21 protein-coding genes are annotated in these 25,158 nt (G+C 58.7%); 9 read left to right on the forward strand and 12 right to left on the reverse strand.

Annotated elements, in window-relative coordinates:
• Positions 1-468: 468 nt before the first annotated feature.
• Together B3N48_RS22815 and B3N48_RS22820 are read left to right on the forward strand one after the other, a co-directional pair.
• The gene (locus B3N48_RS22815; RefSeq protein ID WP_296187593.1) at positions 469-2,394 is read left to right on the forward strand and encodes an S-type pyocin domain-containing protein; all 1,926 of its coding nucleotides are present in this window, start codon (positions 469-471) and stop codon (positions 2,392-2,394) included.
• The gene (locus B3N48_RS22820; RefSeq protein WP_296187594.1) at positions 2,384-2,641 is read left to right on the forward strand and encodes a bacteriocin immunity protein; all 258 of its coding nucleotides are present in this window, start codon (positions 2,384-2,386) and stop codon (positions 2,639-2,641) included. Before B3N48_RS22815 ends, B3N48_RS22820 begins: the two co-directional genes overlap by 11 nt.
• Positions 2,642-2,719: 78 nt before the next feature.
• Here the strand turns inward: B3N48_RS22820 and motB are convergent, their stop codons facing one another.
• Both motB and motA read right to left on the reverse strand, forming a co-directional pair.
• Positions 2,720-3,757 carry a flagellar motor protein MotB gene (gene motB / locus B3N48_RS22825; protein ID WP_296187595.1) on the reverse strand — a complete coding sequence of 346 codons (1,038 nt, stop codon included), beginning with the start codon at positions 3,755-3,757 and terminating at the stop codon, positions 2,720-2,722.
• Positions 3,758-3,760: 3 nt separating this feature from the next.
• Complete coding sequence (motA, locus tag B3N48_RS22830) at positions 3,761-4,612, reverse strand: flagellar motor stator protein MotA (protein ID WP_166596023.1); 852 nt, start codon at positions 4,610-4,612, stop codon at positions 3,761-3,763.
• A 211-nt stretch (positions 4,613-4,823) separates the two neighbouring features.
• Between motA and B3N48_RS22835 the strand changes: the two genes are divergently transcribed.
• The 4 genes from B3N48_RS22835 (at position 4,824) to B3N48_RS22850 (ending at position 10,212) form a co-directional block, all read left to right on the forward strand.
• Entirely contained in the window at positions 4,824-6,359 is a 1,536-nt protein-coding gene (locus B3N48_RS22835) for an HDOD domain-containing protein (protein WP_296187598.1), read from the forward strand.
• Positions 6,360-6,405: 46 nt separating this feature from the next.
• A complete protein-coding gene (locus tag B3N48_RS22840; RefSeq protein ID WP_296187600.1) occupies positions 6,406-7,221 on the forward strand; it encodes a rhodanese-like domain-containing protein in 816 nt (271 codons plus the stop codon).
• Positions 7,222-7,283: 62 nt separating this feature from the next.
• Positions 7,284-8,147 (forward strand): archaetidylserine decarboxylase, encoded by an 864-nt coding sequence (gene asd / locus B3N48_RS22845; RefSeq protein ID WP_296187601.1) that lies wholly within the window; start codon positions 7,284-7,286, stop codon positions 8,145-8,147.
• Between the two features lie 277 nt (positions 8,148-8,424).
• Complete coding sequence (locus tag B3N48_RS22850) at positions 8,425-10,212, forward strand: molecular chaperone (protein ID WP_296187603.1); 1,788 nt, start codon at positions 8,425-8,427, stop codon at positions 10,210-10,212.
• Positions 10,213-10,341: 129 nt separating this feature from the next.
• Here B3N48_RS22850 and serB read toward each other — a convergent pair whose 3' ends face one another.
• Complete coding sequence (serB, locus tag B3N48_RS22855; protein ID WP_296187604.1) at positions 10,342-11,559, reverse strand: phosphoserine phosphatase SerB; 1,218 nt, start codon at positions 11,557-11,559, stop codon at positions 10,342-10,344.
• A 130-nt stretch (positions 11,560-11,689) separates the two neighbouring features.
• On the opposite strand from serB, the gene B3N48_RS22860 reads away from it, so the two are divergent.
• Complete coding sequence (locus B3N48_RS22860) at positions 11,690-13,219, forward strand: histidine kinase (RefSeq protein ID WP_296187605.1); 1,530 nt, start codon at positions 11,690-11,692, stop codon at positions 13,217-13,219.
• Positions 13,220-13,522: 303 nt separating this feature from the next.
• On the opposite strand, the gene B3N48_RS22865 is transcribed toward B3N48_RS22860, so the two are convergent.
• The 9 genes from B3N48_RS22865 to B3N48_RS22905 form a co-directional block, all read right to left on the reverse strand.
• Positions 13,523-14,230, reverse strand: coding sequence for a PqiC family protein (locus B3N48_RS22865; protein WP_296187606.1), 708 nt, complete (start codon positions 14,228-14,230; stop codon positions 13,523-13,525).
• A gap of 179 nt (positions 14,231-14,409) precedes the next feature.
• On the reverse strand, positions 14,410-16,668 hold the full coding sequence (gene parC / locus B3N48_RS22870; protein ID WP_296187608.1) for a DNA topoisomerase IV subunit A: 2,259 nt from the start codon (positions 16,666-16,668) through the stop codon (positions 14,410-14,412).
• A gap of 10 nt (positions 16,669-16,678) precedes the next feature.
• The gene (locus tag B3N48_RS22875; RefSeq protein WP_296187674.1) at positions 16,679-17,161 is read right to left on the reverse strand and encodes a retropepsin-like aspartic protease family protein; all 483 of its coding nucleotides are present in this window, start codon (positions 17,159-17,161) and stop codon (positions 16,679-16,681) included.
• A gap of 35 nt (positions 17,162-17,196) precedes the next feature.
• Positions 17,197-18,156: an esterase-like activity of phytase family protein gene (locus B3N48_RS22880; protein WP_296187610.1), complete on the reverse strand. Its 960-nt coding sequence runs from the start codon at positions 18,154-18,156 to the stop codon at positions 17,197-17,199.
• A 35-nt stretch (positions 18,157-18,191) separates the two neighbouring features.
• Positions 18,192-20,096, reverse strand: coding sequence for a DNA topoisomerase IV subunit B (gene parE, locus B3N48_RS22885; protein WP_296187612.1), 1,905 nt, complete (start codon positions 20,094-20,096; stop codon positions 18,192-18,194).
• A gap of 86 nt (positions 20,097-20,182) precedes the next feature.
• Positions 20,183-20,752: a YqiA/YcfP family alpha/beta fold hydrolase gene (locus B3N48_RS22890; protein WP_296187676.1), complete on the reverse strand. Its 570-nt coding sequence runs from the start codon at positions 20,750-20,752 to the stop codon at positions 20,183-20,185.
• A 190-nt stretch (positions 20,753-20,942) separates the two neighbouring features.
• Complete coding sequence (cpdA, locus tag B3N48_RS22895) at positions 20,943-21,752, reverse strand: 3',5'-cyclic-AMP phosphodiesterase (RefSeq protein WP_296187613.1); 810 nt, start codon at positions 21,750-21,752, stop codon at positions 20,943-20,945.
• Between the two features lie 144 nt (positions 21,753-21,896).
• Positions 21,897-22,355, reverse strand: a complete 459-nt coding sequence (locus B3N48_RS22900; RefSeq protein WP_296187614.1) for a DUF1249 domain-containing protein — start codon at positions 22,353-22,355, stop codon at positions 21,897-21,899.
• Positions 22,346-22,963 carry an NUDIX domain-containing protein gene (locus B3N48_RS22905; RefSeq protein WP_296187615.1) on the reverse strand — a complete coding sequence of 206 codons (618 nt, stop codon included), beginning with the start codon at positions 22,961-22,963 and terminating at the stop codon, positions 22,346-22,348. Before B3N48_RS22905 ends, B3N48_RS22900 begins: the two co-directional genes overlap by 10 nt.
• A gap of 230 nt (positions 22,964-23,193) precedes the next feature.
• Between B3N48_RS22905 and B3N48_RS22910 the strand changes: the two genes are divergently transcribed.
• On the forward strand, positions 23,194-23,940 hold the full coding sequence (locus B3N48_RS22910; protein ID WP_296187616.1) for an RsiV family protein: 747 nt from the start codon (positions 23,194-23,196) through the stop codon (positions 23,938-23,940).
• A 276-nt stretch (positions 23,941-24,216) separates the two neighbouring features.
• Positions 24,217-24,843, forward strand: a complete 627-nt coding sequence (locus tag B3N48_RS22915) for a GAD-like domain-containing protein (RefSeq protein WP_296187617.1) — start codon at positions 24,217-24,219, stop codon at positions 24,841-24,843.
• Positions 24,844-25,158: the final 315 nt, after the last annotated feature.

Here is a 25,158-nt window from a genome sequence, read left to right on the forward strand (position 1 = left end):
ATCATCGCGAGTTTGCCGGATAGCGGTTATTGAATCCGTCGTGATAACAAAAACGCCGCGATCGTCGCGGCGTTTTTTTCAGAATCGGCTATCAGTTCTTCGTCTCTTCCATCTTCATCTGTCTCTGATCGAAGATATTTAGCTTCTGCCGGATTTCTTGAGGTTGGGCGTAGATTACAAATTTCCACGCGACGATCACACCATAGCATCCGCAGTTATCGAACTGTTTTCGTCTAAAAAAACCTCCGACCTGCAACTTCCTTCATTATCTTCAGCTCCCTCTCTAAAAAAGCTTTCTCAACGAGCTTCGTTACAATGGCTGCGCAAACACTCATTACCAGACTAAAAAAATCGGTTGCCAGGCGATTTATTTTTATGCAACGTGTAAATGCACGACATATCAGAGATATAACTCTGCACATATCTTTTATTGCACTGGATGCATAAACAAGAAAAGGGATTACTATCATGCCCAATCAAATTGAACTGCCGCCTATTGTCATTCGGCCCGACCCACTGCCTGCATCAATTCCAACTGTACCTCGCCTGCCGACTTACACTGCCAGCCCCCTCCCCATAGACGAGCGACTTGTCCATATCGCATCGATTGAGGAACTCTCACGAAAAGTGCGCCTTGGATCGGAAATGGCAACTATCCCGTTGTGTGGACTAACCAAAAGCGCCATGGTGTCTATCGACGCGCGCTTTGCCGATTACCATCAAAAGTTACACGAGGAATTGGCCAACGAAGTCAGCGCGCAACTAGGCGAAAGTGCGCCCCCCCTTTCTGGATATTTGCTACTCAAGCAGAACATCATCCAGAACCTCATCGCCTCCAAGAACAGCAGTCTGCAACTGGAAATCCAGGCTTCAAACTCCTTCTTTGGAAGCAGCCCGCTCAGCCGACACTTTGTACATGTGGTCAATGCGGTTCAACGCAACAGAGACCCCGTGAATGCGTTTAAAGTCTGGACAGCTTCTTATACGGCCGCACGTTCGGTCATTGTCTTGACGGATGCCATCCGGATCTTGACTGAGCAATCAACTGCACTTGATGCCGAGATTGCGGCAGCTCAAGCCCAGGAGCAGGAGCAAGCTGCATTGGCCGCAGCCCACGCACAGCAACTCGCAGAAGAACAGGCGCAATTGGCTGCTCAAGCAGCTGCAGAAGTGCAACGCCAAGCCGAGGAACAGGCAGCTCAGGCTGCTGCCGAAGCACAGCGTCAGGCTGAGGAGCAACAGCGGCTTGCAATTGAAGAGAGAAACAGATTAGAGGCAGAGGCCACCGCCGCAGGCTTGGCAAATACGTACCATCTCAAAGGCGCAGTCGCGTTCGTGACTACGGCGGGCGCCATCGCCATAGTGGAAACTGCGGCGCTTACCCTACAGGCAGCTATCCGGGCGGCGATCACAGGCTTGACCGCTGCTGCGGCCAGCTTAGCCTCCGGGCTACTGGTGGGCGTCTCGGCACTGGTGTACTCGCCAAAGCTGGCCAATGGAGAGTTACCCGAACGCTACACGTTCAGCAGTCCTTTGTCGGACATCGCGCCGGACAATAAGGACGACCTACATGCCATAGCGGCAACTGGCGGCACTATCGACTTGCCATTCCGACTGACCTCGAAAACCGACGATCAGGGCAATTCAGAGCTAACGGTTATTCACGCTACTGCATCCAACTTGCCCACATCGGTGCGTGTAATTGCAGCCGCACATAATCAGGAGAAAAATGCCTACAGCGTTACGACCTCCGACCATCCGGCTCGAACACTGATCTGGACACCCGCTCAAACACCCGAAAGCAGTTCGACTAGTCTTCCAGCAGAGAAGCCATCGCCTTCAATCACTCCAGGTTCGACCGTAACGCCAATTGAGGGAAGGATCGAAATCTTTCCTCAGGTCGCAGAAGCGAGCTTCAATGATCTGGTGATCGTGTTTCCCATAGACTCGGGACTTGCCCCAATCTATGTAATGTTCAAGGATCGAAGGGAGGATCCTGGGGTCGCGACGGGGAATGGGGAACCTGCTGACAGCAATTGGTTAGCAGGTGCATCAACCGGCGAAGGCGCAGCGATACCATCTTATATAGCGGATCAAATGAGAGATAAACAATTCAGAAACTTCAGGGCGTTCAGAGAGGCCTTTTGGAAAGCTGTGGGAAACTCCCCCGACTTCGCCAACCAGCTGACGCCACAAAACAGAACACATGTACTAAAAGGCCGGGCTCCGTATGCTCGCAGACTAGACAGGGTCGGCAGCAGGACTAAACTGGAAATCCATCATCGTATAAGTGTGTCTGACGGCGGCCCAATATATGATATGGACAACCTGAGGATTGCAACACCTAAACTTCACCTAAGCATCCATCAAACAGGTAAAGGCCATGCCAACTAAATTAATATCCGAATATACCGAAAATGATTTTCTCGAATTCGTCAGATCTATTTGCAATGCTGGCGGAGAAACAGAAGAGGACGACGTTCGAAATGTCTTAGAGTTTGAAAGATTGACCGAGCACCCCGATGGCTCTGACTTGATTTTTTACCCCCGAGAGGACCGCGAAGACAGCCCCGAAGGAATAGTTCAAGAAGTAAAAGAGTGGCGTGCCGCCAATGGCAAGCCCGGATTCAGGCCGGAATAATAGACCTCATCGTCTCGCCTTGAAACTCAGGCATTAAAAACGCCGCGATCATCGCGGCGTTTTTGTTTGTACCTAGGATCAGTTCTTGGTCTCGTCGATCTTCAACTGCCCTTGATCGAAAATGTTCAGCTTTTGCCGGATCTCGTGGGGCTGGGCGTAGGCTTGTGGATCGACCGCTGGTGTGGCCGTCGAGGCGCCCGGTTTGTTCCCTGGCGCGGTTGGGGATATGGGCGCGGGTGCGGCGTCGGACTTCGGCGCTTCACCGGCATTCTGTGCCCCTTCGATGCGCTCCTGAGCCTTCTTGGTCAGTACCACGATGTCGATGCGACGGTTGACCGGGTTGGCTGGGTTGTCCCGGTCGTACAGTGACGAAGACGCATAACCGACCACGCGAGCCACCTGCGTATCCGGATACCCCCCGGCCGTCAGCGCACGTCGCGCGGCGTTGGCACGGTTGGCCGAAAGCTCCCAGTTGCCGAACCCGTTATTGCCCACATAAGGCGTGGCGTCTGTGTGACCGCTGATGCTCACCTTGTTCGGCACGGCTTTGATGGTGTCAGCCATGGCCAGCAGAATGTCTTCGAAATAGGGCTTCAGGCGTGCACTGCCGATGTCGAACATGGGTCGGTTTTCAGCGTCCATGATCTGGATTCGCAGGCCGTCCTGGGTGATTTCGAACAGAATCTGGTCCTTGAACTTCGCCAACTGAGGGTTCTCGTTGACCTTGTTCTGTAGCTCTTGCAACAGCATTTCCAGACGCTCCTGCTCGACCTGTTCGGCCGCTGCGTCTTGCTTGTCGGCATCCACCGGCACTTTGTCCGGCGCAGGCGTGGATTTCACTTCGGGGTTGAGCGTCTGATCAGGCGACATCTCGGGCGAACCGCCAAGGTCAATCACGTACGGCGAACCGCTGTCGGAGAAGCCCACGGGGTCTTTGAAATAACCGGCGATGGCGATCAACTGCTCAGGCGTGGCCGAGGACATCAGCCACAACACAAGGAAGAACGCCATCATCGCCGTCGCGAAGTCGGCGAAGGCGATTTTCCAGGCGCCACCGTGATGGCCGCCGCCGAAGCGCTTTACGCGCTTGACGATAATGGGCTGATTATTTTCCATGGATCAACGACCGCGAACAGCTTGTTCCAGCTCGCTGAAGCTGGGGCGGTGCGCTGGATAGAGCACCTTGCGACCGAATTCGACAGCCAGTGATGGCGGCACGCCCGAAGCCGACGCCACCAGCGAGGCCTTGATGGATTCGAACACGTTCATTTCTTCCTTGGCATCGTGCGCCAGGCACTGGGCCAGCGGGCCGAAGAAACCGTATGCCGCGAGAATACCGAAGAAGGTACCCACGAGCGCCGCACCGACGTGCATACCGATTGCGGCTTTGTCCCCGGAACCCAGGGACGCCATGGTCACAACGATACCCAATACCGCCGCGACGATACCGAAGCCGGGCATGCCGTCGGCAACGCCGGTCACAGCATGGGACGGGTGCTCGAGCTCTTCTTTCATGCTCAGCAGTTCCATGTCGAACAGACCTTCCAGCTCGTGGGGAGCCATGTTGCCGGACGACATGATGCGCAGGTAATCGCAGATGAACGCGATCATCTTGGTGTCTTTGAGCACGCTGGGGTATTTGGCGAAAATCGGGCTGTTTTCCGGCTCTTCGATATCGCCCTCGATGGCCATCATGCCTTCACGACGGCTCTTGTTGAGGATCTCGTAGATCAGCCCCAGCACCTCCAGGTAGAAGGCGTGAGTGAAGCGTGAACCGAACATCTTCACGGACTTCTTGATCACGTGCATGGTCATATAACCCGGGTTCGCCTGCAAAAATGCACCGAACGCGGCACCGCCGATGATCAACACCTCGAAAGGCTGAATCAACGCAGCGATCTGACCATGGGAGAGTACGTAGCCGCCGAGGACGCTCGCGAAAACGACGATGATGCCGATAATTTTTGCCATAGATAAAAAATACTTACTGAGTCGGGTTCATGGTCATTGTGCGAGAAGCGTTCAAAACTCTTGTTCTACTTATCGGCATGAGCGCGCCAGACTATAGTGAAATCAAGCGAAAATCCTGTCTGGCGTCTGGCTCGGGTCCAGCAGCCCGAAGGCCATCATGATGCCATCATTCGATGCCGATCAAAACCTCCCAGCCGTACGGGCCCTGTGAATGCAACCAGATAACGCCTCCCCGCTCCCCGTTCCGCAGACACTTGATGCCTGGGTCAAACAGTTGGACAGCCTCGCGTTGCCCGTTCCCGCCATCGCCCACGCCAAGGTCAATGCTGCCCTGAACGACAGCCGTCGATCACTGCGGGAGATAGCGGATCTGATGCAGGACAGCCCGGCACTGGTCCTTAGCGTGTTGCGCGAGGCCAATCTGCACAGCGGCGGCCTGACCGAACCGGCCGAAAGCCTCGAAGTGGCGTTGAATCGTCTCGGGCTGGCGCGCACGGCCACCCTCCTGAGCCGGCTGCCCAGCAAAGATCTGCAGCACATTCCAGTCGCGCTGCGCCAGCTGCAGTTGATCAGCCAGCACGCCACGCAACAGGCGTATGGCCTGTTCGCCAACCAACTCGCGCGGCTATGGCAGGACATTCATTTGGGCAGCCTGCTGTTTCTTGCACCTCTCTGGCCGATGGCGTTGGCTTATCCCGCATTGTTGGAGGAGTGGGAACTGCGCGTCATTCACAAAGGCGAGTCGGCCAAAGTCGTTGAGAAGGCGTTGTTCGGCGTGCGTTTGGTGCAATTGTGTCAGGCGCTGGCCGAGCGTTGGCAATTGCCGATCTGGGTCACGCAGGGCTACACCCTGTTGATGCGCGAACAGCGAAACCTGGTGAAGGTGCTGCGCATTGCCCATGAGAACGATGATCCGCTTAAACAGCAGCAGGCCCTTGACGCTGATCTGCCCCTGCGCCGCTGGTTCAACCAGCCCGCCAACACGATTCTTCTGGCCAATGGCCTGGCACTGTCGGCGCAACATGCCTGGGACACCCCGCACAATATCCGTTGGCAACTGCTGAACAGCCTCTACCTGCAACAGCCCTTGGACGCGCTCCAACAGCAGGTCCATCAAAACGCTGCGGCCAGTGCACGTCAGCACGCGACTCCAGGAGTTTGGCACCCGGCCGAGGCACTGCTTTGGCCGTGGGACAGTCGACGGATGCACAAAGGCTTGCTGCCTGCCTCGCCCCCGTCCGCCGAAGCAATACAGCGCTGGCGCACGCTCTGCGGCGAGTTGCTCAAAGAACCGAGCGCCTTCGCCAACGCCATGCACTTGACGACGACGGCACGAGACGCCTTGCTCGCTTCAGGCATGCAACGGACCGTGCTGCTGATGATTGATCGCAAGACCGACAGTCTGCGAGTGCACCAGATCGCAGGCGTAGATGCGTCCGCTGCCGCGCTGTTCATTCCTTATAAAGACAGCACGGTGTTGCAACGCCTTCTGGCCCAAGCCACGCAACTGCGCTTGAACGCGAGCAACAACGCACAATTCTCGGCCTTGCTGCCGCCGCAACTGCGCAATCTGTTTCCGGGCGAAAACCTGCTGATTCGCTCGCTGGCAAGCAATGGTCGAGTGATCATGATGATCGTCGCGGATCAGGGTGGCGGGCCATTTTCTGAAGTGACCGTGCAGGCCTTCGGAAAAACCGGCCAATGCATAGAGAAGGCCCTGACCACCTTTAGCCAGCGCAAGGGCTGATAGCTGAGCTACAATTCGCCTCTTTTTCCATGATCTGGAGACATACATGTCTGCCTTCTCAAGCTTGCCGCTGGTCATCGAGCCCGCAGATTTGCAGGCACGCCTCGGCACTTCAGAACTGATCCTGGTCGACCTCACCAGCGCTGCCCGTTATGACGCCGGCCATATTCCCGGGGCGCGTTTCGTCGATCCAAAACGCACCCAGCTCGGTCAACCTCCAGCCCCTGGCCTACTGCCCACTCAAGCGCAGCTGGACGCCTTGTTTGGCGAGCTTGGACACCATCCGGACGCAGTTTATGTCGTGTATGACGACGAAGGCGGCGGGTGGGCCGGGCGCTTCATCTGGCTACTGGACGTCATCGGTCACTCCAAATACCACTATCTGGATGGCGGCTTGCTGTCGTGGCAGGCAGAAGATTTGCCGCTGTCCACCGACGTGCCCGCGCCTGCTGGCGGCCCGGTCCCGGTCACGATCCACGACGAACCCACCGCCACCCGTGAATACCTGCAAAGCCGACTGGGCGCCGATGACCTGGCCATCTGGGACGCACGTGGTCCCACGGAGTATTCGGGCGAAAAAGTGGTGGCAGCCCGAGGCGGCCATATCCCCGGTGCCGTGAATTTCGAGTGGACCGCTGGCATGGATCAAACGCGGCAATTGCGCATCCGCCGGGACATGCCGCAGATCCTCGAAAGCCTGGGCATTACGCCGGACAAAGAAGTCATTACCCACTGCCAGACCCACCACCGCTCAGGCTTCACCTACCTGGTGGCCAAAGCGCTGGGTTATCCGCGAATCAAAGGCTACGCCGGTTCGTGGGGCGAATGGGGCAATCACCCGGACACACCGATCGAGAAATAACCGCCCACACGGCGTTCCTGTCTTCACCTTTGAAGCCCTTTCGAACCGCTTTAGGAACCTTGATGAAACAGCGTCTGTTTATCCTTTTTCAATATCTGCTTCCCCACCACCTGCTGTCGCGCCTGGCAGGCTGCGTTGCCGAATGCCGCGTGCGCTGGTTCAAGAACGCGTTCACGCAGTGGTTCGTGCGTCGCTATCAGGTAGACATGTCTCAGGCGTTGGTCGAGGACATGACGGCCTACCCGCATTTCAACGACTTCTTCACCCGTGCACTCAAGCCGGGCGCCCGTCCACTGGATGAAACCCCGGGCGGGATTCTCTGCCCTGCCGACGGCGCAGTCAGCCAGTTGGGTCCGATTGATCACGGGCGCATTTTCCAGGCCAAGGGCCACAGCTACAGCGCGCTGGAATTGCTGGGCGGCGACGCACGCCTGTCCGCACCGTTCATGGGCGGCGAGTTCGCCACCATTTATTTGTCGCCGAAGGATTACCATCGCGTTCACATGCCGCTGGCAGGCACCCTGCGGGAGATGGTCTACGTGCCGGGGCGTCTGTTCTCGGTCAACCAGACCACCGCAGAAAACGTCCCCGAGCTGTTCGCCCGCAATGAGCGCGTGGTCTGCCTGTTCGACACCGAGCGCGGTCCCATGGCCGTCGTGCTGGTGGGCGCGATGATCGTCGCCTCCATCGAAACGGTCTGGGCCGGCCTGGTTACCCCGCCGAAGCGGGAACTGAAGACCTTCCGTTATGACGAAGCCGCCCGCGCGCCCATTCATTTGGAAAAAGGCGCCGAGCTGGGCCGCTTCAAGCTGGGTTCTACCGCTATCGTGCTGTTTGGCCCAAACCAGGTGAAGTGGGCCGAAGAACTGGCGGCTGGCTCGCCGACTCGAATGGGGCAATTGCTCGCGATCCCTGCGCAGGCCTGAATCTTGCGTGACAAATCAGGTAACGGATTATTGGCGGGACTGCGAGGCAAGCGCAGATCCGCCGTGATCATACGAGCCGTTTGTGTCGGGCTCGATGCAATGTCACTTTGACATTAAGGGCTGTCGTCATGGCCTAATGCTGTTAGAGTCTTCCGTCTGTCTTGTAGGAAATTTCGCTTCCGATTGACGTAGACTTGCTCGTTTAGCTCGGCCACGTTTGACACATGTGGACCCTTTGTAGCCATCCAGGCCAGTAGTTGTTGGAGTTGCCTGTCACATGAGTAATTTGAGCCTCCCACTGTTGTTACGTGCCCCTGTGCCGACGCAGTCGAGCCTGTCGTTCTGTGACGCGACGCCGAAAGACCTGAAGCGCTGGATTTCTACCCTTCCCAAAGCCAACCTCGGCGAGATGGCCCGTCAGCTTTATCAGGGCCTGGGCGAGCTCAACCAGCTGCTCACGCCCAGTGAAAATCGCCTGCAACTGCTGGAACTGCTGCGCCCGGAAGTGTTTTTCGTGTGCAAGCACCTGGAGCGCCATTTCCTCAATCAGTCAGTCGTTCTAGAAGAACGCCCGCGCAAAGTTGCGAATCTCTGTCAGGCGTTGCAAAACCATCTGGCGATTGGCTACAAGCAGATCATTGCCAAGATTGCCCCCAAGCTGACGCGCGATCGCATCACGCTACTGACCACAGCCCTGCAACGCGCGCTGCACTGCCTCAACGGTCCGTTGATTCGCGCCAATCAGCTTTATTGCCCTGTGCAAGACGGCCTCTGGCTGGAGCTGCATCAGATCTATCAGATCGCGCGTCAGCACCAGCTGCACAACATTCCAGTGGCCGACAGCCAGGCGCACCACACCCGCACGCTGACGGTCGAACAGACATACGTGGTGGCGCTGCTGATGGGATGCTCGCGTTGCAATCAGATGCGTCAGCACAACATTGGCAAGCTCGCGGACGCGCTCGACGCCTGGAGCTCAATGGTCACGCTGCAGCAGCCGGTCGATGACGCCAGCCTGTATGCGGCAGCCCATGGCACCGACACGGCGCCCCGTTACGCCACGCTCTACACCGAAGAGCAACGCGGCAACCTACTGGGCATCAACCCTCGTCCACTCTCGGCCGCATTGCAGCGCTACATCGAGATGCCCGTCGAACAACGTTCGCAGTCATACCTTCATGTGCCGCCAGGGCTGTCGATCGATGTGCTGCAGCACTTGGCGGCGGCGTGGGGCGACGTTTCGGAACGCGCGTTTCAGCGCACGGCGGGTCAAGGCACCCTGACCGTTTGCGTCGGCATGAGCGCTCTTCATTATTTTGTCGGTGGCCAGAAATGCTTCAGCGACCTGCTGCTGATGCCTGCCGTCACGGTGAGCAAAGTCGCCGAGTACACGTTGCAGCCCCTTGAGGCCACCCGTCACGACCCATGGTCACAGGCGATGGACGTTCAACGCACGGGCTCATCGAACACGATGCTGCCCTTCGAAGAGATCGAATATCAGCGCGACGAATCCGAAGGCGGCGCCTCGGCGCTGGACGGTCAGAAAAGCTTCCCGACGTACGCGCTGAACATCGTCAACCACAGCCCCGGCGGTTATTGCCTGGCGTGGCCGAAGGACGTCCCGGACCAATTGCAGGCGGGCGAGATGATCGGCATCCAGGATCACGGGCATGGCTGGAGTATCGCAGTGGTGCGTTGGGTACGTCAGGTCCGCGGTGGGGGCACGCAGATGGGGGTCGAACTGATCGCACCCTTTGCCCAAGCCTGCGGCATGCAGTTGCTGCGGGCCGAACAGAGCAGCCAGTACCTCAGGGCACTGCTGCTGCCGGAAGTGCGTGCCATCGATGTTCCCGCGACTGTCATCGCCCCGCGTTTGCCGTTCGAGGAAGGCTCCAAGGTGATGATCAACAGCAGCGGCGATGAGCGTCGTGCGACCTTGAACAATCGCAAAGCCACGACGGGCAGCTACAACCAGTTCGAATACGAAGTGCTTGAAGGACCGAAGCAACCGGTGGCGGAGACAGGGCCGGAGCAGGAATTCGATTCGTTGTGGACGGTGTTGTAAGCCTAACCCTTTCGTTGTAGGAGTGAGCTTGCTCGCGATAGGCTATTTCAGTCACCTCATACGTTGCTGATACCACGCCTCGCGAGCAAGCTCACTCCTACAGAAAGTGTTTAATCCATAGGCAGCGATTTACAGGCCGCGCCCTTCCCGATCCCTGAACCCCAACAGGTACAACACGCCATCCAGCCCCAGCGTCGAAATCGCCTGTTTGGCAGACTGCTTCACCAGTGGCTTGGCACGGAACGCGACACCCAATCCGGCAATGGCCAGCATCGGCAGATCGTTCGCCCCATCACCGACCGCGATGGTCTGCTCCAGGCTCAGGCCCTCCTTGCTCGCCAGTTCACGCAGCAAGTCGGCTTTGCGCTGAGCATCGACGATAGGCTCCACGGCAACCCCGGTGCACTTGCCGTCCACCACTTCCAGCTCGTTGGCGAAGATGTAGTCGATGCCCAGTTTCGCCTGCAACTGACGGGCGAAATAGGTAAAGCCGCCCGACAGAATCGCCGTCTTGTAGCCCAGACGCTTGAGTTCGGCGAACAGGGTTTCGGCACCCTCGGTCAACCGTAGCGAGGCGCCGATTTCGTCCAGCACATTGATGTCCAGGCCTTTGAGCAGTGCCAGACGCTCCTTGAAACTGGCGCGGAAATCCAGCTCGCCGCGCATTGCACGCTCAGTGATTTCCGACACCCGATCACCCACACCGTGGGCTTTGGCCAGTTCATCGATGACTTCGGCTTCGATCAGTGTCGAGTCCATGTCAAACACGGCGAGGCGACGATTGCGGCGAAACAGCGAGTCTTGCTGGAAGGCGATGTCGACGTTCAACTCCTGCGCGACACGCAGAAATTCGGCACGCATCGCTTGAGCATCGGCAGGTTGACCGCGCACGGAAAACTCGATGCAGCCCTTGCCTTCGTTGCGCGGCGTATCCAGTGGCATGCGCCCGGACAGACGGTCGATACGATCGATGTTCAGGCCGTATCGGGCGGTGATCGAGCTTACGGTTTGCAATTGCTCGGCCGTGACCTTGCGGGTCAACAGGGTGACGATGTGCCGATCCTTGCCCTGATCGTCAACCCAATGCTGGTAGTCGTCTTCGCTGACATGGGTGAACAGCACTTGCAGGCCCAGCTCATCGACTTTCGTCTGCACCCGATCCAACACCTTCGACCCGCTTTCAGTTTCCGGAATCTGCACCAGAATGCCGAACGACAGCGTGTCGTGGATCACCGCCTGACCGATATCCAGAACATCGGCGCCACCCTGAGCCAGGACGCCAGTGATGGCCGCCGTCAGACCCGGACTGTCTTCGCCGGTGATGTTTATCAGGACAATTTCGCGCAAGGCGCACCCCCGCAGTGGAAAAAAACCGCATTCTACTCACTTTCAGTGACCGCCGGGCACAGTGAGCGCTTTGCCGTCACTGGGTCGCTCGCTATACTGCGCCCCAACTTCTCCAAGAGAGCCGTGCTCAGTGAACCGGCCCACGCCAGTAAAAACCGATAATTTCTTCTTGCTGATCTTCCGGGCATTGCGTCATCGACGCGTTCCGATTGCTTTGCGCATCGCCAGCCACAACGTGATCCTCGTCGCGCTGGCGCTGGTGATCTACGCCTGCGTGATGGGTTTGCAGTTCAAGCAGGCCATGCATGAGCAGGCGGACGCGCTAGGCCAGGCCCTGACCACGCAAACCGCGACCTCTGCCACGGAGCTGCTGGTGTCGAACGACATCCTCAGCCTCAACGTGCTGCTGGGCAATCTGGTGAAGAACCCGTTGGTGGCCCATGCGGCGATCTACAGCGTGGACAATCGCATCCTCGCCGAAGCCGGCCAGCGCCCGAAAAACGGGTTGCTGGGCGAAGCCGAAGGTCTCTATGAAATCAAAGTGACGTTCCAGGACGTAGTCGCGGGCACCCTGCGTATCAGTCTGGACATGTCGCAATTCCAGCAGCCGTTGCTCATCAGCCTGCAAAGCATGGGGATTCTGGCCGGTATTCTGTTGGCGCTGGCACTGGCCTTGAGCCTGCGCCTTGGGAGACACATTTCCACGCCGATGCTGCAATTGCGCATGTGGCTGCGTTACATCGACCCTTACACCCCGGCCACCGATCGGCAGGATGAAATCGGCGATCTGGCCCGCCAGCTCAAGGCGTCCTACGCGCCGCCCGAGCCTGAGCCGGAACCCATTCCCGAGCCCGAACCCATCGCTGAAGACGACGACAGTTCGCCTGAATTCGATGCCAGCGACCTGGGCGACCCTGAGTTCGATGACGCACCCAAGCCCCGCGCCACAGCCATTCCCGCGCGACGCATCATGGCCGAGGAAGATGAAGAGGACGAGGAAGACCCGTTCGCCGATCTTCGTGACACCACGCCGGTGGTGCAAAAGCCTGCGCCGCGTCCTGTGCTTCCGGTGGCACCTTCGCAACCGCAATACAGTGCAGTGCTGGCCGTTCAATTGGGCTCTCAGGAACAGTTGCGCCGCTTGCCACGCGCCCGTTTGACTGAGCTGCTGGAGCGCTATCGCGACTGCATCGATCAGGCCGCATCGCTTTATGACAGCGAACTGCACACCCTGAACGATGGCAGCTCGTTGATGGTGTTCAGCACCCAGGACAGCGGTGACGACTACCTGACCAATGCCATCTGCTGCGGCGAGCTGCTGCGCGCCTTGAGTCACGCCCTGCAGATCGAAGTCGCGGACAGCGGCATCACCCTGCAATTGCAACTGGGTTTGACCTTGGGCGAAGGCCTGCATGGCATGAACCAGATCGACCTGCTGTTGACCGAAACCGCACAAGACGCCCTGGCCTTGTCGCAGCACAGCCGCAATCTGCTGCTGGTGGAGCGCAAGATCAGCGAAGACCACACCATCCGCCAACGCGCACGTATCCGCCCGATCGCCAGCCCCGAAGGCGCAAGTTGCGTCGAGCGCCTGATGGAACCGTATCCATCGATGCTGGAGCGCCAACTGGCGCGCATGCATGAGGCGCGTAAGGCCTGATTTGAGCGGTGCAGCTGTGGGAGCCGGCTCCCACGGTGCGACGTCGGTTGCAGATTTCATGTCATGCGCATGACTCCCTCGGTACGATGCTGGTCGCAGATTTCATGTCAAGCGCATGGCTCTTGTGGGAGCCGCCTTGGTGGCGAAGGCGGTTTGTCAGGGGACACGTCAGCGTCTGCCACACCGCATTCGCCAGCAAGCCGGCTCACTCCGGCTTCAGCCAGAGTCAAAAGCACACGCGCTCTCCACAGAAGCACCCACAAAAAAGCCCGCATCGCTGCGGGCTTTTTATTTAACGCTGACTTAGAATCGGTAAATTTCCAGATCCGTACGAATCGGCGATGCCATCGGGATCTTGGGCTTGTCCTGATCGACACGTGTCTTGGCGGGTTGAGCGGCTTTTTTAGGCTCTTCGGCGACCAGCGGCTGACTGGCTACCGGCTTGACCGCCACGCTCAACTGTTCAGCCAAACGCTGCAACAGCACGCCCTGGGCCTTGACCTGAGCGGCAGAGGTGCCGGCGTGGGGCTCCTCCAAATGAACCAGCTTACTGTCACGCACAGTGCCGCGACGGTCTAGCAAACGCCACTGCGCATCGAGCACCGCCGGCTGATTCACACCGGAATCCAGGCGAGTGATCGACAACACGACCTGCACGTCCGGCGTGAAATTCGCCACGGCAGGCGCCATGACCACGCGTTGGCTGTCCAGCTTCCACGCCAGTTGGCGCAACAGCAGTTGATCAATGTCAGAAGACAGGCTGCCTGCCCATCGCCCATCAGCCGAGGCCGTCAGACTGCCATCGGCTTGACGTTGCAGTAATGTTTCCCGTTGCAGGTAATCAGCAACGGAAACCGGACCGAGCAAAACAGCGACGCCGGCGCTTTGTTTAGGTTGCCCGGGATCGCCACTGTCCAACTGATAGAGCGATTGAGGCTGATGAACGCTGCACCCGGCCAAACCCAGAACGCCGGTCAACAACAGAACAAAAGGAACGCGTAGAAAATTCATCATTCCGTCCAAGTGGCCCCCGTACGGCGGCCACGGTGTAAATACTCAAGAAAACATGAAGGCACTCAGCCACGCCCGCACCTCAAGACGACATATCATCCGTGAATATGCGCGATGACTCCAGCGATTCTGCGTCGATCTTCGTGACGAAACGAAGATCGACCGCCTGAATCACCCATTTAAGTAGCGCTTTCCACCAACAACGCATCTACCCGCTGGAAACCCCGTGGCAGCTTGTTGCCACGTCGACCGCGCTCACCTTTGTAATGTTCAAGGTCATCCGGCTTCAACGAGAGCGTACGCTTGCCCGCCTGCAACACCAAGGTGCCCCCCTCGGGAATCACTGCCAAGTCCGTCACATATTCCTCACGACTGGCCACGCGCTCGCCTGGGATCCCGATGATCTTGTTGCCTTTGCCTTTACCTAACTGCGGCAGGTCGCTGATTTTGAATACCAGAAGGCGACCTTCCGTCGTGACGGCAGCCAGCCAGTTTTGCTCACGGTCCGGCACTGGACGGGGCAGGATGACCTTCGCGCCCGATGGCAAGCTCAACAGCGCCTTGCCTGCCTTGTTCTTCGCTTGCAGGTCTTCGCCCTTGACCACAAAACCGTATCCAGCATCGGATGCGATGACGTACAACGCTTCGTCGTCGGGCAAGAGCACGCACTCGAAGGTGGCCGCTGGCGGCGGCGTCAGACGGCCCGTCAACGGATCGCCCTGCCCCCGCGCCGACGGCAAGGTATGCGCCGCCAGCGAATAGCTGCGGCCGGTGGAGTCGATGAACACGGCAAATTGATTCGAGCGCCCGGCTGCCGCGGCCTTGAAACCATCGCCAGCCTTGTAGGAAAGTCCGGTCGCGTCGATGTCGTGGCCCTTGGCGCAGCGCACCCAGCCTTTTTCCGACAGCACGACGGTCACGGGTTCGGTCGGCATCAATTCGTTTTCGGACAATGCCTTGGCTTCAGCACGCTCGACGATGGGCGAGCGACGGTCATCGCCATAGGTTTGTGCGTCGGCAATCAGTTCGCTACGGACCAGCTTGCGCAGCTTGGTTTCGCTGCCCAGCAGGGCCTGAAGCTTGGCCTGTTCCTTGAGCAACTCGTCTTGCTCGCCGCGCAGCTTCATCTCTTCCAGACGTGCCAACTGACGCAAGCGGGTGTCGAGAATGTAATCGGCCTGAATTTCCGACAGATCGAAACGGGCGATCAATTCGGCTTTCGGGTGCTCGGCGGTACGGATGATGTGGATCACTTCATCCAGATTGAGGTAGGCGGTGAGCAAACCTTCCAACAGGTGCAGACGCTTCTCGACCTTGTCCAGACGGAACTGCAGGCGGCGCCGCACGGTGGTGAGGCGGAATTGCAGCCACTCGGACAGCAGCGTCTTGAGGTTTTTCAGCTGCGGCTTGCCGTCGAGGCCGATGATGTTGATGTTCACCCGGTAGCTGGATTCCAGCTCGGTAGTGGCGAACAGATGCTGCATCAGCTCTTCGGGATCGACGCGGTTGGAACGCGGGATGATCACGATGCGGCAAGGGTGTTCATGGTCCGACTCGTCGCGCAGGTCGGCGACCATCGGCAGTTTCTTGGCCTGCATTTGCGCGGCGATTTGCTCCAGCACCTTCGCCCCGGAGACCTGATGCGGCAGCGCGGTAACGACGATGTCGCCCTCTTCGACACGATACACCGCACGCATGCGCACCGAACCACGGCCGGTTTCGTAGATTTTCAACAGGTCGGCGCGCGGGGTGATGATTTCCGCTTCGGTCGGGTAATCCGGGCCCTGTACGTGTTCGCACAGCTGCTCGATGGTGGCCTTGGGCTCGTCGAGCAAACGGACGCAGGCCGACGCGACTTCACGGAGATTATGCGGCGGTACGTCGGTGGCCATGCCCACGGCGATGCCGGTGGTGCCGTTGAGCAGGATGTTCGGCAAACGCGCGGGCAATACCGCCGGCTCGTCCAGGGTGCCGTCGAAGTTCGGCACCCAGTCCGCCGTGCCCTGGCCCAATTCGGTGAGCAGCACTTCGGAATAGCGGGACAAACGCGCTTCGGTGTAACGCATGGCCGCGAACGACTTGGGATCATCCGGCGCACCCCAGTTGCCCTGGCCGTCCACCAGCGTGTAGCGGTAGCTGAAGGATTGCGCCATCAGCACCATGGCTTCGTAACAGGCCGAATCGCCGTGGGGATGGAACTTACCCAACACGTCGCCGACGGTACGCGCCGACTTCTTGTGCTTGGCGTCGGCATCCAGGCCCAACTCGCTCATGGCATAGACAATCCGCCGCTGTACAGGCTTCAGGCCGTCGCCGATGTGCGGCAGGGCGCGGTCCATGATCACGTACATGGAGTAGTTGAGATAGGCCTGTTCGGTGAAGTCAGCCAGCGACCGGCGTTCTACACCGTCCAGGCTGAGGTCAAGGGAGTCGCTCATGCGGGCCTCATCATTTTGTCGTCTGGCGCAGTAGCAAGGTGCCGCCGCGCTGTGTGAATTCGAGTTGTTTGGTGGCGCTCATACCCAGCAGCACCTGATCGCCGTCCAGACCGGGCACCACGAGGGCGCGCACATCGGTCAGGACGATATCGCCGATCTGCAGCCGACCCAGCGTGGTCCGGAAGGCGTCGGTGCGGCCATTGGCCGTGCTGACGTCCACTCTGGCGCCGCGCTCGAGACGCAGCGTGTCCGCGACGCCTTCGGGAATCGCGACATGGGTCGCGCCCGTGTCGAGCATGAATTCGACAGGGCGAGCGTTGATCTGCCCTGTCATGACGAAATGCCCCTGACGATTGCTCGCCAGCTGCACTTCGACGTAGCCATCTCCGTGTGCGGAGGTGACCTGGGTGTTCGGGTTTTCCTGACGCTGTTCCCATGCCCCGAAAAACCGTGTCGCGAGAAATAGCGCCGCCGCCCAGACAACGATCAACATCAGGCGCCCGGCGCGTTTGCCGGGAGGGACCTGAGTCAAGGTTTGCCGCTCCAGCCACCCTCCGGCGCCGCAAACCGCCAAACGATTGGCCGTTTTTCGCCGTCGGCGCGGGCGCCAAAGTTGTTGTCGATGCCCACCCAGGCACCGGTGTCATCAACGATCAACGCTTCGGTCAAGCCGTATTTCTGCTGGTAGAGCCGATTAGGCTGCAACGCCTCTTTAGCGAACGACCAACAAGTCTCCAGCTGCCCGGTCTCAAGCGTGCGACGGCAAATGCGATAGGCAGCGCGTTCGAGGGTGTAGAGCTTGCCTTTGTACAGCGAGATGTCTGCAAAGTCTTTGGCGACGGACTTGCCGCCCAGTTGCGGCGGCAAGGTGTCATTGCCAGACTCCACGCGCAGGATGCAGCTGGCACCACACGCCCAGCCGTCTTTGCCAAGCTTCGCGGTCAACAACCCGCGTTTTTCCCGCTCGGCGGCGAGCCAGATCTGATCCCCGGCAGGGTTGATGGCGATGCCTTCGAAGATGGCGTTGAAGTGCTGCAGCATGCCAGCCGCCTGCGCTTCGACAACCAGCTTCCTCGGTAACGGCAGCCAGCTCGGTGCGCCTTCGACGGGCACCTTGAGTACAGTGGCGAACCCTTCGCTGACCAGATAGCGATTGCCCGCGGCGTCGCAGCTCACGCCTTCGAAATCCAGGTCGCCACCCCGAATCAGCGACGCGGCCCTGGCCATGTTGCGCAGTGTCCCCGACAAACCGCTGTCAGGGATGGGTGGAATCTCAAGCTTGAGCGCAACGGCTTTCCAGACCGTCGCGGAGGTATCCAGGCTGTACAGAATGGCGTCGTCTCGGTCGGACACCGTCCACAACACGCCCTTGCACGACGCCAGGCCAGAAAGATTGCCGCCGATCATGTCGTCCACGGCATGTTCGGACACCAGCCTGAGTTCGGGCAGCGGCTTTTGTGCCACCGACTGCGCGGCAAAAACAGGCATGGCGGTTAGCATCAGGGCTGCCAGCCATCCTCGGCTCAAACCAGCACCTCGGCCAGGTTGCCCTTGGATTCAAGCCAGGTCTTACGGTCACCCGCGCGCTTCTTGGCCAGCAGCATGTCCATGATTTCGGACGTGGCCTCAAAGTCGTCCAGCGTCAGTTGCACCAGACGACGGGTATTCGGGTCCATGGTAGTCTCACGCAACTGCGGCGGGTTCATTTCACCCAGGCCTTTGAAGCGCGTGACCTGCGGTTTGCCACGTTTCTTCTCGGCCACCAGCCGGTCGAGGATGCCGTCGCGCTCGGCTTCGTCTAGCGCGTAGTAAATGTCTTTGCCCAGGTCGATGCGATAAAGCGGCGGCATGGCGACATACACGTGGCCAGCGTCCACCAGCGGGCGGAAATGCTGGACGAACAACGCGCAGAGCAGCGTCGCGATGTGTAGGCCGTCGGAGTCGGCGTCGGCGAGGATGCAAATCTTGCCGTACCGCAGCTGGCTCATGTCCGCAGCGCCCGGATCGACGCCGATGGCGACGGCGATGTTGTGCACTTCCTGGCTGGCAAGCACTTCGCCGCCGTCGACTTCCCATGTGTTCAGGATCTTCCCGCGCAGCGGCAGGATGGCCTGGAATTCCTTGTCCCGCGCCTGTTTGGCCGAGCCACCGGCGGAATCACCTTCGACCAGGAACAACTCGGCGCGCATTGGGTCCTGACCCGCGCAATCCGCCAGTTTGCCCGGCAGTGCCGGCCCCTGAGTGATGCGCTTGCGCTCGACCTTCTTGCTCGCTTTCAGGCGACGGCCAGCGTTGCTGATAGCCAGCTCAGCGAGTTGCATGCCCATTTCAGGGTGCGCATTGAGCCAGAGACTGAATGCATCCTTGACCACACCGGACACAAACGCTGCCGCTTCACGGGACGACAGCCGCTCCTTGGTCTGGCCGGAGAATTGCGGCTCCTGCATCTTCATCGAGAGCACGAACGCAATACGCTCCCAGACGTCCTCCGGCGCCAGCTTCACCCCCCGCGGTAGCAGGTTGCGGAACTCGCAAAATTCACGCATTGCGTCGAGCAGCCCCTGACGCAAGCCGTTGACGTGGGTGCCGCCCTGAGCGGTAGGAATCAGGTTGACGTAGCTTTCCTGAACGCTGTCGCCACCTTCCGGCAGCCACAGCAGCGCCCAGTCCACAGCCTCTTTATTACCGGCGAACGCGCCGCAGAACGGCTCTTCCGGGAGACGCAGGAAGTCGGTGACCGAGTCTTGCAGATAGGAGCGCAGCCCGTCCTCGTAATGCCACTCGACCTTCTCACCGGTGCTTTTGTCTTCGAAGCTGACCAGCAGCCCGGGGCACAACACGGCCTTCGCCTTGAGAACGTGCTTGAGCCGGCTGACGGAGAATTTGGGGCTGTCGAAATATTTGGGGTCCGGCGCGAAGTACACGCTGGTGCCGGTGTTGCGCTTGCCGACGGTGCCGACCACGGCCAGTTCGGTGGCCTTGAAGCCGTCGGCGAAGGTCATTTCGTATTCGTTGCCGTCGCGCTTGACCCGCACCCGCACCTGAGTGGAAAGCGCATTGACTACGGAAATCCCCACCCCGTGGAGACCGCCCGAGAACTGGTAGTTCTTATTGGAGAACTTGCCGCCCGCATGGAGTTTGGTGAGGATCAGTTCGACGCCTGAGACACCCTCTTCGGGGTGTATGTCCACTGGCATGCCGCGACCGTCGTCGGCCACTTCCAGGGAATTGTCGGCGTGAAGAATCACTTGTACCGATTTGGCGTGCCCGGCCAGTGCTTCGTCGACGCTGTTGTCGATGACTTCCTGGGCGAGGTGGTTCGGCCGCGTGGTATCGGTGTACATGCCCGGCCGCTTGCGAACCGGGTCGAGGCCCGAGAGGACTTCGATGGCGTCTGCGTTATAAGAGCTAGCGCTGGGATTGGCCATGGGGTCTCGTCATCAAGTCGTTCATGAAATGTCGGATGGACACTGTTCTACAGGTTTGTTGCAGCTGACGCTTCGATTCTGCCGTTTCATTCAAGCGTCGACGGATCGATCGCCCGCGACAGCTCCGGGGCGAATCCGGCAATGCTGAGCAAAGTCGGCATTTTTTCCGCGAACCCCTGGAAGCTGTGATCGCCACCCGCTTCGATGCGCAAGGCACAGGCTCGGTAAAAAGTCTGCGCACGCTTGTAATCCAGCGTTTCATCACCGGTTTGCAGCCATACCTGAATACGCTGCGGGTCTTGTGGCGCGGGCACTTCGAGTTCGGCCAGCGCGTCGACATGGTCGTGCGTCAGCTCCCAGCTTTCGCCGGTATAAAGATTCGTTTGAGTGCCAAGAAAACCATCGAACAGCTGGTGCGGATTCACCGCCGGGTTGATCAACACGGCCTTGAGGCCATGGCGCTCAGCCAGGTGAGTCGCATAGTAGCCGCCGAGGGAGCTGCCGACCAGCAACGGCCGACCGCCCAGTTCATCGATGGCGGATTCAAGCTGTGCAATGGCCTGACGCGGATGATGGTGCAATTCCGGCACTCGTAGCTGCTCGATCAAACCAAGACGGGTCATTAATCCCGCCAACTGTGTGGCCTTCTTCGACATCGCCGAGCTGTTGAGGCCATGTATATAAAGCAGTGTCGAACGATCGTGATTCACGCCATGGCCTCCAGAAGCTGCGAGTCGGGTGAAAGCCGATATTCTGGCTCTCACAGGGCAAAGCCACGCAGTTTACAGGGACAACGGCGTGAAGACTCGCTCGAAGATGATTTACCGCGAATTCAGGACGTTTCCTTCAATAACCCGCGCCACTGAGGTCCACTTCGAAAAGACTCGGATCAATGCGTGACACCCCCGTTTCAATGTGGCCATCCTCCAGTAGACGCAGCCAGCGATAGCCGGGGGGCAGTGAATCGAGACCGAAATCTTCGCTGTTGGGCGCGAACTGGATGCAGGTTGAAGGCGAGGCCATCAGACGCAAACCCGCGCGCTGCTGATCAAATTCCTGATGCACATGCCCCCACAGCAGCGCTCGGGTCTGCGGGAAACGCTCCAACATGGCAAACAGCGCATCGGGGTTGCGCAGGCCGATCGGCTCCATCCACGCCGCACCGATTGGTACTGGATGGTGATGCAAGCAAATCAAATGGTGGCGCTCCGGGGCCTCGCTTAACGCCTGCGCGAGTAATTGCAGCTGTTTGTCTTCCAGATAACCAGGAACAGAGCCAGATACAGCGGAGTCGAGCATCGTGATCCGCCAGTTACCGATGTCGACAATCGGGTCCAGGAATTCGCTGCCTTGGGCGCCGACCGCCATCTCACGAAGTTCATCGTGATTGCCGGGGATCCAGCGCTTCGGCGCATCCAGCCGGCCGCTTTCGGCGCGAAACGCCTGATAAGACTCGACTGAGCCGTCCTGCGACAGGTCGCCGGTGGCCAACACCAGATCAATATCAGGTTGCTCGGCGAGCACCAGATTGATCACAGCCTTGAGGCTGTCGCGGGTTTGCATGCCCAACAGCTTGCCGTCCGCTTCAGCAAACAGGTGGCTGTCGGACAGTTGAACCACCAACACGGAGGGCGGATTTGAAGGTGCGCTCGGCAATGGCCATCTCCTTGAGCAGGTATGGCCGGATTATGGTGTCTGATTGTTACGACGGCAAACGCAGAACGGCGTGGCAGTTCTCATTTGCGCAACAGACCGCAGTGAAGCAGCAGCCCCCCTATAGGCTCGCCGGTACACCTGGACTCAGCGAACCGCCTCAAACTCATGCCCACACGCCAGGCAATGGCTCAGCCACTCCCCCAGAAAAAGATTCAGCTGAGCCTTTTCGTCCGGTTGGTGCATATCGGCATTGGGGTAGGGGTAGATGCCCTGGAAACGACGTGCATGTTCGGCGCCGATCACTTCGGCCATGCGCGCATCATGGTAGACCTGCACCTCCAGCACCGGGACCGGCAGCCAAGGCAGGCTGTGCTCCTGACGCACTTGCAACGTCGTGGTGTACGGGCAGTCGAGAATCACCTCGACCGCCAGCACGCCGAGCATTTGATCGCCTTGGGTGACGGCCACTCGGCGGGAACGTTGGCCACTGCCGTTACGCATGTCCGGCAGCAAACGCATCAAGCGCGCGTAGTTCGCCTCACAGGCTGCTTGCAGCCCGGCGAGGTCGACACGGTAGCGCTCGCGCAGAAGATTCACGACCACAGCCCCCTTATCTCGGCGCGATTCAGCGCCAGCCACTGTATTGCGATGATAGTTGCCGCATTGACGATGCGTCCCTCTTTTACGGCTTGCATCGCGTCATCGAACGACCAGACAGACACACGGATGTCCTCGGCCTCTTCTTCCAACCCGTGCACCCCACCGGCCCCCTCGCTTTCGCATTTGCCCAGGTACAGATGAACGAATTCATTGCTGCCACCGGGCGACGGAAAGTATTTGGTAATCGGCCACAACGCACTGAAGACGAGCCCAGCTTCCTCCTCTCCTTCGCGGTGAGCAACCTCTTCGGGCTGCTCTTGTTTGTCGATCAGCCCGGCGACCATTTCGGTCAGCCAGGGATTGGGATGCTTGCCGATCACGCCCACCCGGAACTGTTCGAGCAAAACCACTTCGTCGCGCTTGGCGTCGTAGGGCAGTACGCACACGGCATCGTGACGCACGAACAGCTCGCGCTTGATTTCGGGGCTCATACCGCCATCGAACAGTTCATGGCGCAGGTGTAGACGGTCCAGCTGATAGAACCCTTTGAAGCAGGTTTCGCGGTGGACGATCTCGTGCTTCGTGGGTGTCGATTTAGCGGTATCGGTCATAGGGTTCTCACTGCAAAGCACTTGTGACGTCGCGCCATCCTAACGCGCTGCCCCGCGGGATGCAGCCCCCACGCCGGGCAAATCCGGCACTCAAGCTGGACGAAGACGAGGAATGGCACTCTAATCCGCCCAATGGCGAACTGATTGCGCCGAACGGAGTCGAAGCCTGTTGCCGTTACCCCTCTGTGATGGCCCTTTATGGCCCTTATCTGCCAACGTCAAGGATCACCATGTCGTTTTTGAAGATCGTTTCAATGGCCTGCCTGGCCCTGATACTCGGCGCCTGCCAAAGCTTTTTCGAACCTAATCTGCGCAAGCCGCTGACCGTTCAGCGCGACGCCTCCGAGCTGCTCAAACCCGGCTGCACCACCAACGACTGCCCGCTGGTGAACGTCGACACCGTCCATTTCCCTGATGAGCCGAAGCTGGACGGCATCGTGCAGCGCACCCTGCTGCAACTGACGCGCAGCGATACCGACGGCCCTGTGCCCCCAACGATCAAAGCCTACCAAGACCAATTCCTGGCCCGAGCGCCGGCGCGCAACGCCAGTTATTTGCAGGCGAAAGTACGCGAGCAGCATGACGGTCTCGTGGTCGTCGAACTGTCGAGCTACCTGGACACGGGCGGCGCCCATGGCGACCCGGGCCGCGCGTTCATCAACTATTCCCGTCAGCAGCAACGCGTGCTGACCCTCGCCGATATGCTGGTGCCGGGTCAGGAAGCGGCGTTTTGGGCAAAAGCGGAAATGGCACATCAGGCCTGGCAGGTCAGCACCAAGCTCGACAAGGACGCCGATTTCCAGAAGACCTGGCCGTTCAAGCGCACGTCCAACATCGCCCTGACCTACGGCGCGGTGATTCTGAAATACCCGGTCACCACCATTGCGCCCTACGCCATGGGCCACATCGAGCTGAAGATTCCTTATCCACAGCTTAACGGGATCATCAAGCCTGAGCTGTTTCCTGGCCGCAGTTGATCGTCTGACCCGAGCCGGTTGCTGAGCGCGCGCCGGCTTGCCTCGTAATAGCCCCCGCTCAAATATTCCCCTCTTCTACATTTAGCTCCTACATACAATTTCGTACATACCCTCAAACTTCAAACACTCTCACCCTCAAACATCCACCTTATTAAACTCCTTGTTTATTGACGCCTTAGTGGCTTAATTATTAATTTTCGCCCTGATTTTTTCAGAATCACCAAGGAGACAGGACTTAGTCAATGCCAAACTGGAACGCTGTAAATACAGGTATCTATGGAAGAGTACTACGAATATTTCCTTGAAAAACTGGGCCCTGCGCTGGAGAGAAGAGAGGTACCTCTATCAACAGTGGAAAAATACGCTGAGAAACTCCCTCACCGACTCCTGCAGCAGTGGCGGGAGCACGGATGGAGTGGCTATGCCGAGGGACTTTTCTGGACCGTCAATCCTGCGGAGTATCAGGAGGTGATCCGCTCATGGCTGGATGATTCAGGAATCCCCGATTCCGGCTTTTATCACACCATCGCCAGAAGTGCTTTCGGCGACCTTTATCTTTGGCATGAGAAAACAGGGAATTGGCTGGACGTAACGGCCCCTTACGCACGCTTTCATAAAACTCAAGAGGTCGTGCGAAGCGATGAATTCGACGACGAAATCGCGCTATTTTTTGCAAGTCGAAATCGGGAGTCTAATGATCTTGACGACCTCTTCCAACAAGCTCTCAAAAAACTCGGCCCGCTACAACCCGATGAAATGTACGGCTTCGTACCTGCCCTGGCACTCGGCGGCCCGGCGGATCTGAAGCATCTGCAGAAGGTCAAAACCATTGAGCACCTCACTTTTCTGTCCCAGCTCACGCCGCTGACGGATTGGGGATTCCCGGACCTTGGCTCGCTTTGATCTGCGCATCGATCTGAAGATTCCTTATCCGCAGATCGACGGGATCATCAAGGCTGAGCCGTTTCCTGGCCGCAGCTGATACCCCCACTCGTCGACCAAGCCCCTTTCGACCAAAGCGCTGCAAGGGGCTTTCTTTTTCCGCGATATAAATTCGACCACCAGACGCAATAATAAAAGAAACTTCCTACATATAAATAATATAGCTCCGACATAATAAAGTTCTAAATAGCGAACAACCCCACAATGCACCATTTATTAAACGCTTTGTATATTGAGCCGTTGATAAACCGCCGTTAATTTCCCCTGAAAGTTTTA

The sequence above is a fragment of the Pseudomonas sp. UBA1879 genome (assembly GCF_002338065.1).
GTDB lineage: Bacteria > Pseudomonadota > Gammaproteobacteria > Pseudomonadales > Pseudomonadaceae > Aquipseudomonas.

Bases quoted from the DNA above. Each gene is read 5' to 3' on its own strand.
- B3N48_RS22875 (WP_296187674.1), bottom strand. From the start codon at position 17,161: ATGTTGATCGTTGTCTGGGCGGCGGCGCTATTTCTCGCGACACGGTTT.
- B3N48_RS22910 (WP_296187616.1), top strand. From the start codon at position 23,194: ATGTCGTTTTTGAAGATCGTTTCAATGGCCTGCCTGGCCCTGATACTC.
- B3N48_RS22890 (WP_296187676.1), bottom strand. From the start codon at position 20,752: ATGTCGAAGAAGGCCACACAGTTGGCGGGATTAATGACCCGTCTTGGT.
- parE (WP_296187612.1), bottom strand. From the start codon at position 20,096: ATGGCCAATCCCAGCGCTAGCTCTTATAACGCAGACGCCATCGAAGTC.
- asd (WP_296187601.1), top strand. From the start codon at position 7,284: ATGAAACAGCGTCTGTTTATCCTTTTTCAATATCTGCTTCCCCACCAC.
- B3N48_RS22820 (WP_296187594.1), top strand. From the start codon at position 2,384: ATGCCAACTAAATTAATATCCGAATATACCGAAAATGATTTTCTCGAA.
- B3N48_RS22835 (WP_296187598.1), top strand. From the start codon at position 4,824: ATGCAACCAGATAACGCCTCCCCGCTCCCCGTTCCGCAGACACTTGAT.
- motB (WP_296187595.1), bottom strand. From the start codon at position 3,757: ATGGAAAATAATCAGCCCATTATCGTCAAGCGCGTAAAGCGCTTCGGC.
- B3N48_RS22815 (WP_296187593.1), top strand. From the start codon at position 469: ATGCCCAATCAAATTGAACTGCCGCCTATTGTCATTCGGCCCGACCCA.
- B3N48_RS22840 (WP_296187600.1), top strand. From the start codon at position 6,406: ATGTCTGCCTTCTCAAGCTTGCCGCTGGTCATCGAGCCCGCAGATTTG.
- motA (WP_166596023.1), bottom strand. From the start codon at position 4,612: ATGGCAAAAATTATCGGCATCATCGTCGTTTTCGCGAGCGTCCTCGGC.
- B3N48_RS22865 (WP_296187606.1), bottom strand. From the start codon at position 14,230: ATGAATTTTCTACGCGTTCCTTTTGTTCTGTTGTTGACCGGCGTTCTG.
- B3N48_RS22905 (WP_296187615.1), bottom strand. From the start codon at position 22,963: ATGACCGATACCGCTAAATCGACACCCACGAAGCACGAGATCGTCCAC.
- B3N48_RS22880 (WP_296187610.1), bottom strand. From the start codon at position 18,156: ATGCCTGTTTTTGCCGCGCAGTCGGTGGCACAAAAGCCGCTGCCCGAA.
- parC (WP_296187608.1), bottom strand. From the start codon at position 16,668: ATGAGCGACTCCCTTGACCTCAGCCTGGACGGTGTAGAACGCCGGTCG.
- B3N48_RS22915 (WP_296187617.1), top strand. From the start codon at position 24,217: ATGGAAGAGTACTACGAATATTTCCTTGAAAAACTGGGCCCTGCGCTG.
- B3N48_RS22850 (WP_296187603.1), top strand. From the start codon at position 8,425: ATGAGTAATTTGAGCCTCCCACTGTTGTTACGTGCCCCTGTGCCGACG.